The sequence below is a fragment of the Ruegeria sp. F5 genome, assembly GCF_056533845.1.
Window position 1 is genome coordinate 209,901 of the sequence record NZ_JBQFOU010000007.1, and the last position, 12,220, is coordinate 222,120.

Below are 12,220 nucleotides of genomic sequence, written 5' to 3' on the forward strand. Positions count from 1 at the left end.
GATCTTACAAAGTCTTCTCGAGATTTTTCAGATGTGTCGCGACGCGCTGGCGAACCTTGTCTGCCTCGCCCTCGGCCCATTTCCTGAACCCTTCGCCGGACTTCATGCCCAGCTTGCCCGCATCGACAAGCGACCTGAGATAGGTTGACGGGCCTTTTTGCGCCTCAAGATCGTGCAGCACGTTTTCGTGGATGTCGAGGGTCAGGTCGGTGCCGACCAGATCCGCGTTCTCCAATGGCCCCAGCACCGCCAGCCGCCGTCCAAAGCTGGACTTGATCACGGTATCGACGGCCTCCGCGTCACAGATCCCGTTTTCCACCAGACTGACCGCTTCACGCCACAGCGCATGCTGAAGGCGATTACCGATAAAGCCGGGCACGTCCTTTTCGACCATCACCGGAGTTTTGCCGGCATCCTTCAACAGATCGAACATCTCCTGCGCGACCCCGGGGTCTGTCCACTCGGTCTTGATGACCTCGACCAGCGGAATCATATGCGGCGGGTTCCACCAATGCGTTCCAAGCGCCCGGTTTCTCAGCCGCAAGCCGGACATGATCTGAGTGATCGGCATGACCGAGGTATTGGACGCGAGTATGCAGGTCTCTGACGCGTGCGCCTCGATCTCAGCAAAAATCGCTTGCTTGAGCTCCAGTTTTTCGGGTGCGGCTTCGAACACGGCGTCAGCGTTTCGTACCGCACCTTCCGTTGTCGCAAAAATCTCAATCATCTTGAGGGTTTTTGTGATTGTGACCTCGTCATCCCCCATCGCAACCATGCTGGCGCGGATGCGATCTGGCACGGTGGCCCGCGCCTTTTCAAAGGGGTCCGTGATGGCGACGTACTGGCCCGCTTTTGCCAAAGTCAGGGCAATGCCGTGCCCCATAAGGCCCGCGCCAATTACCGCCATCTGCTGCTTCTTGCGCACCATCCGTTAACCCGCCGTATATCCGCCGTCGGCATGCAGGATATGCCCGGTGTAAAAATCGGATGCCCGCGATGCGAGAAACAGCAGAGGCCCGGCAAGGTCTTCCGGCTCACCCAGCCGCCCCTTGGGAACCCGGGTCAGGAAGCCGTCGCGCACTGCTTTTGCCTCGTTAGTTTCTTCAAACATCCAGGCAGTCAGGGGCGAGCGAAACACCGTCGGTGCAATCGCGTTGACGGTAATCCCTGTCGGACCCAACTCGCACCCCAAGGCTTTGGTGATCCCGTTCACGGCGGCCTTTGAGGCGCAATAGGCGGTGTAACCGGCAGGATGGCCAAGGATACTGCGCGCGGAACTGACGAAGATAATCTTGCCGTATGCGCTTTGCTTCATCTGCGCCGCCGCCGCGCGCGCCAACAACCAGCTTTGGTTCACGTTGGCGTCCATCACCGCATCGAAAGTTTCCGGTGCCATTTCGTTGATCGGCGCGACTTTGTTCATGCCGGACGCGACAACGAGAATATCGAGCTTGCCAAAATTATCGACGGCGTCGTCGACCAGGGCACCACAGGATGCTTCGTCGGACGGGCGTGCATTCACCGCAACGACGGTTGCACCAAGCGCTTCACACTCTTTGGCAATTTCATCCAGCGCGTCCTTATTGCCTGCGGCCAGAACCAGATTGCACCCAGCGCCAGCCAGAACGCGCGCAGCAACCATGCCAAACGCGCCGGATGCGCCGGTGATCAATGCGACGTTGTCTTTCACGTCGAACATCTTGAGTGGATCAGACATTCTTTTCGTCCTCAGCTTTCTGGCGGATAAGGAATGACAACCAGCATCTTGCAGACGTGGTTCGCGCGGTTTTCAATTTTGCGCATTTCGCCCGGCGCGATCGTGCAACTGTCCATGGGTCCAAGAGTGGTTTCGCTGCCATCGACGATGACGGTCATCTCGCCCTCCAGAACGACGTAGACTTTCTCGAACGGCGTGGAATCCGGCCCGGCACCGCCGCCCGGCAGGAACTGGCTGAAGCCGACCCATTGATTTGTCGGCCCGCCTTCCTCGAACCCCTGCAAACGAAGCCCGTGGCATCCGAAGTGGTTCGGTGCTTCGTAGGGTAAGGCGTCTTGAAACCGCTTCAGATACATGTCCGTCTCCGCCAAAGGTTAATGGCGGCCGCCAGCGAACCGGCGACCGGTCCGTGTGTGTTCAGAATTCTTCACCCGCTTCGATGCGGTAGGATTGGGTCTTGTCGACCATGGCGACCAACCGGATGATGCAGCCGTCGCCACGGTCCCAGTTCCACGGGAAGAACGCGAACGTGCAGCGCTTGCCGGTCACCGCGTCCAGATCCCCGCCGACATTTTCAATGCCCAGAATACCTTTGGAGAACAGCATGTTGTGCACAGGCTCCCACTCGGGGAAGTCAACCTCCCACGGGGTTCCGCCCGACCATTCAAGGTACTCTTTCTCAAGATGCGGCAGGATCGGACCGTTCCGCTGCGGCCCGATGGCCGTGGCCAAAGGGTGGTCGTTTGCCTGAGTGTCGTGGCCGACGACTTTCACGCCCTTCTCGATCATCCACTCAGCAGCCGACGGAACAAGACCCGGGCAATAAGCGAAGTAGTCGCCATCTTCGTACTGCTTGTGCCAGCCGGTGTTGATGATCAGAACGTCGCCCCTGCGGATGGCGTGGCCGCAGGCCTTTTCCAGATCATCCCCTGTGATTTGCTCCCATTTCCTTTTGGGCACGGAAACCACCAGACCCGAGCCGAAGAAATGCGGCAGCGGAACCTCGTCGATGAACGGCGTTCCCTGAACAACATGCGCCGGCGCGTCGATATGCGTCGTCACGTGCATGGTCGTGGTAATCGTCTGCGACAGGACGCCGGACTTGGCCATATAGTGTTTCCGGTCGATCTGGACGTCCTTGAAGTACGGCCAGTTGGGGCATTGAAACCCGTATCTGTGGCTCAGGTTGTAGAACTCCAGCCCCATGTCGTTGTCGGTGTTGCCCTGGAACTCGATGCCGCGGATTTCAACCATTGGGCATATCTCCTTTGTTCGCCGACGACGCGGCGGTGTTCGATTTTCAACTGTCCGGGGGACCTCCCCTCCTGTCCCGTATCATGATGCATACGCACCGCAATGCGGTCAACTTAAAACTCACAATACGGTTGACTTGCACCGCATAGCGATACAATGTGACCAAGTACTCGGCACCGGCATAGGGCGGTAACAGGAAGTGCGAGGGTGATATAAGTGTCTGAAAGAAATGAAAAAGGCGGGATTCAGGTAATTTCACGGGCAGCTTCGATTCTGCGCGTATTGAAAGAAAGCCAATCCGGAATGAGCTTGGGGAAAATCGCCGAACGCGTCGGCTTGCCCCGCTCTACGGTACAGAGAATCACAAGCGCCCTTGCGGAGGAAAAGCTTGTTATTGCCGACGCGAATGGCAGCGGGTTGCGGCTCGGCCCTGAACTGAGCGTGCTCGCGGGCGCAGCTCACTACAACATCGTCGAACATTGCCGACTGCTTTTGACGGAGCTGACCCAGAAGACCGGCGAAACCACAGACCTCGCGGTCATGCGCGGCATCGGCATGGTTTTTCTGGATCAGGTTCCGGGTGTCTACCGATTGACCACGGTCTCGCAAGTCGGCGAGGTTTTTCCGTTGACCACCACCGCAAATGGCAAAGCGTGTCTTGCACAACTCGGTCAAGACGAGGCGACCAAACTCATTCAGAACGAATGGGAACGGAATGGCATCCAGAGAAGTTTGGATGAGTTCCTGTCTGAACTCGCGGTGATCCGCGAACAGGGCCTTGCCTATGATTTAGACGAGCATTCTGCCGGTGTATCGGCAATCGGGTTTTCTTTCGTCGACTGGGTTGGGGATTTGCACGCGATCTCGATTCCGGTGCCAACGACGCGGTTCTCAAGGCAAAAAGCAACGATTGAAAAAGCGCTGCTTGAGACAGCCGCCAATATCCATCAAACCTTTCAGTGAGCGGGCAAAAGAGGCATGAATTCGATGGCGCCTTGAGTTACGGCCCCTTTGACAATGTCTCTAAAAATGCAACCAAGTCTGCGATCTCCTGCTCGGACAAATTCAATTCCGAGAGAATGGCTTCGCCATCAGCGTGCAGCCTTTCCGTATCAATCTCACTGTAGTGCCTGATCACCGCGTCCAGGTCGATCAAACTGCCGTCATGCATGTATGGCCCGGTTTCGGCGACACCCCGCAGACTGGGCGTCCGAAAGGTTCCAAAGTCAGAATGGTTTCTGCGCATACTGCGAACCGCCCAAGCGCCTTTCTTGTCCGGATCGTCATTCCAGTCGCCGTCCAGTGTGTAACCGCTGGAGAGTAGAAGGTTCAATCCACCGAACCGCCCTTCGTCGACTTCGGTTTCACTCAGAAAATAAGGCACACCAGCGTCGTGAAACTCGTTGTTGGAAAACCTCGGACCGTTGTGGCAAAATACACAATTTCCGCGCCCCAAGAACAGCTGAAGACCTCGCTGGGCAGCTTCGGGGTAGGTCGCGGCCACTGCCAGATCGCGGCGTTCCAGTGCGTCCCGGAAGTCGTCGAATTGTGTCTGCCCGGTTGTCAGCGTTTCCAAATAGGCCGACAGAGTTTTGGCAGTGTTTACCAACACCAGTTCCGGTTCCTGACGTCGAAAATCGCCAAAAATAGCCTCGAAATCATCAACATACGCGCTCTCGGAAATGGCTGCCTTCAGACTCGCTGCGGTATGCGCCATCTCATCCTCTTCGATGATCGGATGCAGGCTGGCGGCCCAAAGATTGTCACTCTTGCCACCCCATCCGTACCAGCGCAGGCCAGCAAGGTTCCGCAGTGATGGTGTGTTCCGATTCAGCAGGACACGGCCTTGCGCCCGCGCTTGCGGCGTGGTGAAGGCCTGTTCAGGATCATGACAGCTTGCGCAAGAAAAAGCCCCGTCGACTGATAACACCGGATCTCTGAACAAGGCCGCGCCAAGCGCTATCGCATTTAGATCGTTCGAAACCCGGTTGCTTGGATCCGACTGGACGGGTGGTGGCCAAGGCCCGAAGGACAGTGTTTGTTGGATTTCGTCTTCGGACAACAGAACCTCGGCTCGTGCTGCACCCGTCAGGACCACGAACACGGCTGTCACCCACACCCTCATTTCAGCACGATGTCAGACGTGTAGGAGACCAGTTGCCCGTCAAAACCGATGTCCACTTGCAGTTCCCACGACCCCGGCATGTGGAACAGCATGTCATCGACACGAAACATTCCGTCGCCCATTGCAGTGACCTTGGGCGTGTAGTTCATCCCATGTTGATGCGCCGGCATGACCGCATCGACACGCATTTCACTCACCGCAGTTTCAGCGCAGATGGAAATCAGAATGGAAAACGGTTGGGCCAATGGGATTTCATCAACGGCCACGCGCAGCTCGGGTGCGTTTTGAGTGTCCGAACTCATAGGTTGCCCCGTTGGCTCACAAGCTATGGCCGCGCCGGATGAGACCAGAAACGAAACAACCCAGCGGATCATTCTGTCGCCAGCATACGTTCTGCGTTGGCGTATGCGATGTTGTCAGCGATCTGATTTGGCAACAAATCCAGCCAGTCGCGTGAAAATTCAGCATGCGGGCCGACGTAGTACCACCGCTCCGGCGCGAATGTATCCGTACCGACCATGAAACGATCCGGGTGCGCTTCGAACGCAGCTTTCCACTCCGGGTCGATACGACCGCGAGAAACCATATCGGAGCGGAACGCCAGATCGGCCCAGAGCCCGGGATAGGTGTCCAAGGCATCGACCACGCTGGCCGGGTCGTCAAAGCCGGAATGGGCCCACAATACCCGAGCCCCGGGCCAGGTCTGGAAAATCAGGTCAACAGCTTCCCGATCGCCATGGTGGTGCAGAATCAGGTTCCGCTCCTTCGCCAAGGCGATCATATGCTGGATGACCGGTGTTTTGATATCGTCCCCATAAGCGTGGAATTCGCCAATGGCCTCGTATTCGTTCTTTGCCAGATTTGCTTCCAGATAATCGATCACCGTTTCATCGTGCATCCAGCTATTGATCTCGCCGCGTCGACGGTAAGGGCGAAGTGCGGGAACAACGATGTCCGGCGCAGCGGCCAACAGCAACTGAGTCCCATTGTCATCCGAGCTGGAAACCAGGGTTTTCCGCACACCCGCGTCCCGCAGGATTTTGGCGACTTGTTCGGGTGGAACCAGTTCCACGGCATCATGGCTGTAGTGAATATGGGCATCGAAGATCGGCCGTTCGTCGGCCAAGGCCGCAGTTCCGAACATCGATATTGCCATGGGAACAAGAAATTTCAGCATATCGAGTGTCCTCAACCAAATTCAGACCCGGGCGAGTGTGACATCAAAATTCACATGCAGGAATGGTTCGGTGATCTTGCCGGAAAGTTCCATACCACCGGGGAATTCTGACGCAGGCTTTTCAACATAGGTCATCACCAGATCATCGCGAACGCCAAACACTGTATCCTGATCCAGATAGGGATCGTCGTCTGGGAATATCTCGGTCACCAGAGACCTGTAGCCGGTGGCCTTGACGATATAGTGCAGGTGCGACGGTCGCCAGGGATGACGGCCACAGGCGCGCAGGATATCCCCGACAGGCCCGTCTGACGGCACGGTGTATTCAACAGGCTTGACGGTAGTGAAGGCATATTTCCCGTCATCGCCGGTGGTCATCAGGCCGTGAAACGAATAGGTGTCCTGTTCTTCATCCTGACTGGCATAGAGGCCATTTGGGGCCGTTTGCCAGATATCGAGTTCGGCGCCCGCAATCGGATTGCCCTCGGGATCCCGAATGACGCCCTCGGCAAGCAGTATTGGCCCACCGTAGTGGCGTTTCATATCGCCACCGAATGGCAGAGGCGGCGCGCCGGACACGTGGAAAGGCCCAAGAACGGACGAGCTTGTGGCGTCTGCGCTTGAATGGAGCATGTCGACCAGCGATGAAAGCCCCAACACGTCCGAGGCCAGCACGAATTCATGCCGGTCCTCGGTCTCCACAGCCGCACACCCCTCCAGAAACGCAATACCGGCGCGCCATTCGTCATGCGTCAGGTTGGTTTCCCGGGCGAAGTCATGGAGATGCCTGACCAGAGACCCCATGATTTCACGCATCCGCGGATCGGTGTCCTTGGACAGGTATCCCATGAACACGTCGGTAATGTTGTCTTTGGTGACAGAGCGCATCTTGGCCTCCTTAGATCAGGGCAAGGCTGAGGATCGGGAACTCGATCAGAATGAACAGGACGATCAGCATCACAAACGCAAAGGGAAGCGCGCCCATGAACACGTCCTTGAGCGATATGCGGTCATCGTTGATCGTGGATTTGATGACGAAGCAGGATATGCCCAACGGTGGCGTCAGAAGCCCGATTTCGGCCCCGACCACAGTGATGATCCCGAACCAGATCAGTGACATATCAAGGGCTTCGGCCATCGGCAGGAACAACGGAACGACGATCAGAATGATCGAGGCCGTGTCCAGCAATGTTCCCAGAAACAGCATCAGCAAGACATAGAGCAGCATGATCGACCAGAAGGACGCGGAATTCCCTGCCAGCAAATCCTGCAACTGATTGGGTAGCCCCGCAAGGCCGAGCATGCGGCTGTAGATCGAAGCTGCTGTGATCAGGAACAGGATCGCAGCCGTGATGTGGCCGGTTTCCAGCAACGCATCCCAGAATGCGCGCGGCGTCATCGACTTGCGCACCACGGCGATGATCAGCGCAACCAGCGCGCCGGCGGCACCTGCCTCGACTGCGGTTAGCCAGCCCGTGTAAATGCCACCGAGCACCACGGTGATGATGAACAGGGTCGGCAGGGTTTTGGATGCGATCTCGCGCCCGGACATCCATTCGGTGTCTTCGACGATCCGGCCACCGACGAAAGCCGGTGTGAACCGCCCCATGACCCAAATCGCGCCGACATAAGCAATTGCCAGCATAATCCCCGGAATAACCCCAGCAAGGAACATGTCCCCAACGGATTGTTCCGCGACAAACGAGTATATGATCAGCATGGCCGAAGGCGGGATGATCATGCCTAGAACCGAAGACCCGGCTACAACGCCAACAGCAAAGCGCGGATTGTAGGCCTGCGCCATCATCTGCGGAACCGAGACCTTGGTGAACACCGATGCGGATGCAATTGACGACCCGGTAACGGCGGCAAAGACGGCGTTGGCCCCGACCGTTGCCATTCCGATACCGCCTTTGACTTTGCGAAACCGCATGGTCATGACTTCGTAAATGTCCCTGCCCAACCCGGCCTTTGAAACGATGAGTCCCATGAAGGTAAACAGGGGAATGGTCGCGAAACTGTATTCCATCGCGCTGTCGCCGACCGCCACTTTCAACAGGTTCAGCGCCAGCGTGAAATTGTCCCGCATCAGCCAGATGGACACGAACGAGACCACGCCCAGAGCAATCGGAATGTAAACGCCCGCGTAGATCAGAAAGACGATGGCGATGACCGAGATCAGGCCAATCTCAATCGGCGTCATTCGGCGGCCTCGTCATGTTCGGGGGTGCGGACAAGATGCGGACGATCCTGCGCCGTGACGACCTTGAGCAGGAAGATCACGCAGGCCAGCGCCGTGCCGCACGCGATGACCAGTTTGACCGGCCACCATGGCAGTGTGAAAAGACCGGGCACTCCGAAGTAATCCTGCGTCTCCCACATGTGCAGGAACTCGGGAAAGGTCACATAGGCTATCAGACCCATGAAGATTGCCGAGATGGCGTTGATGATGCGCCTCAGATTGGCTGTCAGGCCGGGGCGGCGATGGTGCAGCAGGTTCAGGAACCCGTCCGAGCGCGTCAGCCGGTCCACTCTGACCACGTCCGCCAATTGCAGAAAAACGATCATCACGACCGAAAACTGCACCATTTCATAGGTCCCGCGCAGAGGGGCCGAAAACAGACCGCGTGCAATGACATCGACATTCAGAATGACTACCAGCGCAAGCACCACGAGCGTACCCAAGGCGTTGGCGGCGATGGCAAGCGAATTGGCGACCCGCGACAGGCCAGCAACTGCGGTCTTCACCATGAAAGGCCCCTTTCGTGGATCGCCAGAGGGTTACTCGGCCGTCCAGTCACGCACTCCGGTAAAACCGGCGTCCTGCAGCTTGCCGAGATAGGCGGCCAGTATCGCGTCGCCTTGTTCACCGTTCTCATTCAGCGTGGCCGCCCATTCCTGCGCGACATTCGGCATTGCGTTGGCCCAAGCCGCGCGATCTTCGTCCGATACTTCGACAATCGTCCCGCCGGCTTCGGTATACGCGTCCCTCGAAGCCGCTGCGCGATCCATGGCAATGCCCGCCACATGATCACGGTAGTCGATGGCGACGGCCTGCAGAACGCCTTTGACTTCATCCGGCAGCTTTGCCCAATAGTCAGAATTCACCGTGATCGTCTTGGAATTCACGGCCCCCAGGTCAGCTTTGAGCATATACGGCGCCACCTCGGCAATCTTGAAGGTCTTGGCCGCTTCGGGCCAGAGCATCGCACAATCGACCAGGCCGGTTTGCAGCATATTGTAGAAATCGGTCAGACCGCCACGAACCCCGGCCGCGTCCTTGATGCCTTCAAGATACCGAAGATTCAGTCCGGCCCCTGCCACTTTTCGGCCTTCCAGATCAGAAACGGTCGAAACCGGTTCTGTACAGAAAACCTGATAGGTATCGAGAACGACACCCGTTGCCAGATAGACCTGGTTCTGCGCGGCAAACTCATTTTGCATCGCCGGATATTCGCGCGCGATTTCATCCACGGCTTTAGCCACCGCACGCGAGTCCGATGCCACGAAAGGCGTCGAGCCCGAAATACCCTGGCTGGGCAGTTTCGAAGAATGGAAGATGGTTGTGACGATGCCAATGTCGCCAAGGCCAAGCTGGATCCCTTCCAGAACGCCCTTCGGCTTGACGATCGACCCGCCATAGTTCTCTTGCCAGTTCATCTTGTAGTTACCGGACTCGGCCAGCCGCTTGTCCACTTCGGGGATGAAAAAGTTGGTGAATTCCTTCACCCACAAAGCCCGGTCCGGATAACCATCGATCACGACTGCGGAAATGGTTTCTTCTGCTGCAACGGGCAAAGCCATAACGCTTGCCAGAGCAGCACCTATAAGACTGTGCTTGGTCCAGTTTTTCATTTCTCTCCTCCCAGAAAGATGGGTCTTTCGAATTCCACTAGTTTGTTTTGACCCAGTTGACGGTCAGGTCGGTGCCTGCCGCTTCGAACAGTTTTGCGATGGCGCAATACCTGGCTGTCTCTTCGCCCACGCGTGTCAGCTCCTCCTGACTGGCGGGCGTTTCGCAATTCACGGTGAGTTCAATTTCGGGAAACGGAACATCGATCTCCTCCTCCATCAGGACACCGCGCCGATCCAGCCTGCACTTCGCGTCGATGGTCACCGCGCCAAGATCAATTCCCAACCGGCGCGCGTTCTTGTGCCCGATGACGTTGGTGCAGGCGATCAGGGCCGCCATTGCGGTTTCTGTCGGAGACGGACCAAGATTTGTTCCACCCCGTTCGACGGGTTCGTCGATAACCACGTCCAGATCGCGGATGGGAATCTCGGTACGCGCATGTGTCGGGCACCGGGCTGTCGTCCGGTACGTCACGACAGGTTTCACTTTCATGGCCACGGCGTCGCCTCCTTACGCATAAGAGCACACCCTTTCGAACGGAAAACGCGGCAGTTTGTGGAACAGACCGGTTTCATCCGCATAGCCCAGATTGCAAAGAAAGTTGGACCTGAGCGTCGTGCCCGCAAAGAATTCCTCGTCTACGATCTGGTTCGAAAAGCCTGACATGGCGCCAACGTCCAACCCGACGGCCCGGGCCGCGATCATGAAGTAAGCGCCCTGAAGCGTGCCGTTCCGAAACGCAGTGTCGGCCACATAGTCGGGATTGTTTTCGAACAATGGCCGACGATCTTCGTGCGGGAAAAGAAAGGGCAGTTCCTTCCAGAACTCCATGTCATAGGCAATGATGGCCGTGACCGGTGCGTCCATCATTTTTGGCACGTTCTTTGGCTTCAACGACTTGGCAAGCCGGTCTTTGCCTTCGGCGCTTGTCACGAAAACGAAACGGGCGGGCAGCGTGTTCATGCTGGTCGCGCCGTTGATCGTGATGTCATAGATCTCTTCAAGCAATTCGTTGGAGACCGGCTTGTTCGTCCAGGCGTAGTGCGATCTGGACTCGCGCAGGATCAACGCAATCGCGTCATCCGACAGCCGTGGAATGCGTTCGCGCAGATCGCGATGATCTTGCTGCGCCTTGGCGCGAAGTGCGTCCAGTTCTGCCCCGGTCGGTGCGCTCATTCTGCGGCCACCTTCGATCTGGTATCTTTTTCATCGACAATCGGGCTGGCACAGATGCCGATACCTTCGATCTCGACCTCAACGACTTCGCCCGGCTTTAACCATCGTGGATCGGGTTTTTTGGCGTGACCCACACCCGGCGGCGTTCCCAATGCAATCAGATCGCCCGGCTCAAGGGTCATGAATTCGGAAATTGTCGCGATCACCTGACGCACGCCCCAGATCATGTTGGCGGTATTTGAACTTTGCAGAACCTCATCACCAACGCGGCTTTCGATCTTCAGGCCCGCAGCACCTTCGGGCAACTCGTCCTGAGTCACCGTGAACGGGCCGATTGCGCCTGTGTCGTCAAAATTCTTGCCCGGCGTCCATTGCACCGTTTTGCGCTGATAGTCCCGCACCGACCCATCGTTGAAAACGGTATAGCCAAATACATAGTCAAGCGCGTCCTCCTCTGGGATATGGCGACCGCGTTTGCCGACAATCAACATCAGCTCCGCTTCGTAGTCGAAATGCTCGGAAACCGCCGGTCGTACCATCGGTTTGCCAGCCGCCATGATCGAGTTCTTCCCGCGCATGAACAGCGTTGGATACTCGGGAATGTCGTATCCGCCTTCCTTGATGTGGTCGGTGTAATTCAATCCCATGCAGATGATGGTGCCGGGGGCCGCTATCGGCAAAGCCGGCGTGATAGCCGAAACTGGCACGGCTTCGGCTGCAGAGATATTGTCGGCCATTGAGTCGCCCAGCCCCGGATTGGCAATCAGACCCATCAGATCGCTGCCAACGCCCGCGTCCAAAGCCGTTAGATTCACTGCGTTTTTGCCAGTCACAGCAAAAACCGCAGTGCCTTCCGAAGTCTCTCCCACCAGGTATTTCATTTTCACCATCCATGTCAGTTCGCTTGATTTTTGCCGA

General features: G+C 57.2%; 15 protein-coding genes. 1 reads left to right on the forward strand and 14 read right to left on the reverse strand.

The genetic code is table 11. The annotated features are described in order from the left end of the window. Positions 1-4: 4 nt before the first annotated feature. The 4 genes from ACR0K1_RS13035 to ACR0K1_RS13050 form a co-directional block, all read right to left on the reverse strand. A complete protein-coding gene (locus ACR0K1_RS13035) occupies positions 5-928 on the reverse strand; it encodes a 3-hydroxyacyl-CoA dehydrogenase family protein (protein ID WP_480850965.1) in 924 nt (307 codons plus the stop codon). Between the two features lie 3 nt (positions 929-931). After that, positions 932-1,717, reverse strand: a complete 786-nt coding sequence (locus ACR0K1_RS13040; RefSeq protein WP_480616510.1) for an SDR family NAD(P)-dependent oxidoreductase — start codon at positions 1,715-1,717, stop codon at positions 932-934. Positions 1,718-1,728: 11 nt separating this feature from the next. After that, positions 1,729-2,073: a cupin domain-containing protein gene (locus tag ACR0K1_RS13045; RefSeq protein WP_480616511.1), complete on the reverse strand. Its 345-nt coding sequence runs from the start codon at positions 2,071-2,073 to the stop codon at positions 1,729-1,731. Positions 2,074-2,134: 61 nt separating this feature from the next. Continuing rightward, positions 2,135-2,971: a cyclase family protein gene (locus ACR0K1_RS13050; protein ID WP_480616512.1), complete on the reverse strand. Its 837-nt coding sequence runs from the start codon at positions 2,969-2,971 to the stop codon at positions 2,135-2,137. Between the two features lie 216 nt (positions 2,972-3,187). On the opposite strand from ACR0K1_RS13050, the gene ACR0K1_RS13055 reads away from it, so the two are divergent. Further along, positions 3,188-3,934, forward strand: coding sequence for an IclR family transcriptional regulator (locus tag ACR0K1_RS13055; protein WP_480616513.1), 747 nt, complete (start codon positions 3,188-3,190; stop codon positions 3,932-3,934). 37 nt (positions 3,935-3,971) lie between these two features. Here ACR0K1_RS13055 and ACR0K1_RS13060 read toward each other — a convergent pair whose 3' ends face one another. From ACR0K1_RS13060 to ACR0K1_RS13105, 10 genes are all read right to left on the reverse strand, one after another. Continuing rightward, positions 3,972-5,075, reverse strand: a complete 1,104-nt coding sequence (locus ACR0K1_RS13060) for a cytochrome-c peroxidase (protein ID WP_480850968.1) — start codon at positions 5,073-5,075, stop codon at positions 3,972-3,974. A 17-nt stretch (positions 5,076-5,092) separates the two neighbouring features. Then, positions 5,093-5,398, reverse strand: coding sequence for a hypothetical protein (locus ACR0K1_RS13065; protein WP_480850970.1), 306 nt, complete (start codon positions 5,396-5,398; stop codon positions 5,093-5,095). A gap of 68 nt (positions 5,399-5,466) precedes the next feature. Next, positions 5,467-6,222, reverse strand: a complete 756-nt coding sequence (locus ACR0K1_RS13070) for an amidohydrolase family protein (protein ID WP_480850972.1) — start codon at positions 6,220-6,222, stop codon at positions 5,467-5,469. Positions 6,223-6,294: 72 nt separating this feature from the next. After that, positions 6,295-7,161, reverse strand: coding sequence for a dioxygenase family protein (locus tag ACR0K1_RS13075; protein ID WP_480850974.1), 867 nt, complete (start codon positions 7,159-7,161; stop codon positions 6,295-6,297). A gap of 10 nt (positions 7,162-7,171) precedes the next feature. After that, positions 7,172-8,476 (reverse strand): TRAP transporter large permease, encoded by a 1,305-nt coding sequence (locus ACR0K1_RS13080; protein ID WP_480850976.1) that lies wholly within the window; start codon positions 8,474-8,476, stop codon positions 7,172-7,174. Continuing rightward, positions 8,473-9,024, reverse strand: a complete 552-nt coding sequence (locus ACR0K1_RS13085) for a TRAP transporter small permease subunit (RefSeq protein WP_480850978.1) — start codon at positions 9,022-9,024, stop codon at positions 8,473-8,475. Before ACR0K1_RS13085 ends, ACR0K1_RS13080 begins: the two co-directional genes overlap by 4 nt. 30 nt (positions 9,025-9,054) lie before the next feature. After that, positions 9,055-10,128: a C4-dicarboxylate TRAP transporter substrate-binding protein gene (locus ACR0K1_RS13090; RefSeq protein ID WP_480850980.1), complete on the reverse strand. Its 1,074-nt coding sequence runs from the start codon at positions 10,126-10,128 to the stop codon at positions 9,055-9,057. Positions 10,129-10,165: 37 nt separating this feature from the next. Further along, positions 10,166-10,618 carry an OsmC family protein gene (locus tag ACR0K1_RS13095; protein ID WP_480850982.1) on the reverse strand — a complete coding sequence of 151 codons (453 nt, stop codon included), beginning with the start codon at positions 10,616-10,618 and terminating at the stop codon, positions 10,166-10,168. 18 nt (positions 10,619-10,636) lie between these two features. Next, positions 10,637-11,302 (reverse strand): malonic semialdehyde reductase, encoded by a 666-nt coding sequence (locus tag ACR0K1_RS13100; RefSeq protein ID WP_480850984.1) that lies wholly within the window; start codon positions 11,300-11,302, stop codon positions 10,637-10,639. Next, entirely contained in the window at positions 11,299-12,183 is an 885-nt protein-coding gene (locus tag ACR0K1_RS13105) for a fumarylacetoacetate hydrolase family protein (protein ID WP_480850986.1), read from the reverse strand. Before ACR0K1_RS13105 ends, ACR0K1_RS13100 begins: the two co-directional genes overlap by 4 nt. Between the last annotated feature and the right edge of the window lie 37 nt (positions 12,184-12,220).

Excerpts from the sequence above, each read along its gene's own strand:
- ACR0K1_RS13080 (WP_480850976.1), bottom strand. The coding sequence starts at position 8,476 with ATGACGCCGATTGAGATTGGCCTGATCTCGGTCATCGCCATCGTCTTT.
- ACR0K1_RS13090 (WP_480850980.1), bottom strand. The coding sequence starts at position 10,128 with ATGAAAAACTGGACCAAGCACAGTCTTATAGGTGCTGCTCTGGCAAGC.
- ACR0K1_RS13105 (WP_480850986.1), bottom strand. The coding sequence starts at position 12,183 with ATGAAATACCTGGTGGGAGAGACTTCGGAAGGCACTGCGGTTTTTGCT.
- ACR0K1_RS13040 (WP_480616510.1), bottom strand. The coding sequence starts at position 1,717 with ATGTCTGATCCACTCAAGATGTTCGACGTGAAAGACAACGTCGCATTG.
- ACR0K1_RS13045 (WP_480616511.1), bottom strand. The coding sequence starts at position 2,073 with ATGTATCTGAAGCGGTTTCAAGACGCCTTACCCTACGAAGCACCGAAC.
- ACR0K1_RS13095 (WP_480850982.1), bottom strand. The coding sequence starts at position 10,618 with ATGAAAGTGAAACCTGTCGTGACGTACCGGACGACAGCCCGGTGCCCG.
- ACR0K1_RS13035 (WP_480850965.1), bottom strand. The coding sequence starts at position 928 with ATGGTGCGCAAGAAGCAGCAGATGGCGGTAATTGGCGCGGGCCTTATG.
- ACR0K1_RS13075 (WP_480850974.1), bottom strand. The coding sequence starts at position 7,161 with ATGCGCTCTGTCACCAAAGACAACATTACCGACGTGTTCATGGGATAC.
- ACR0K1_RS13085 (WP_480850978.1), bottom strand. The coding sequence starts at position 9,024 with ATGGTGAAGACCGCAGTTGCTGGCCTGTCGCGGGTCGCCAATTCGCTT.
- ACR0K1_RS13065 (WP_480850970.1), bottom strand. The coding sequence starts at position 5,398 with ATGAGTTCGGACACTCAAAACGCACCCGAGCTGCGCGTGGCCGTTGAT.
- ACR0K1_RS13100 (WP_480850984.1), bottom strand. The coding sequence starts at position 11,302 with ATGAGCGCACCGACCGGGGCAGAACTGGACGCACTTCGCGCCAAGGCG.
- ACR0K1_RS13050 (WP_480616512.1), bottom strand. The coding sequence starts at position 2,971 with ATGGTTGAAATCCGCGGCATCGAGTTCCAGGGCAACACCGACAACGAC.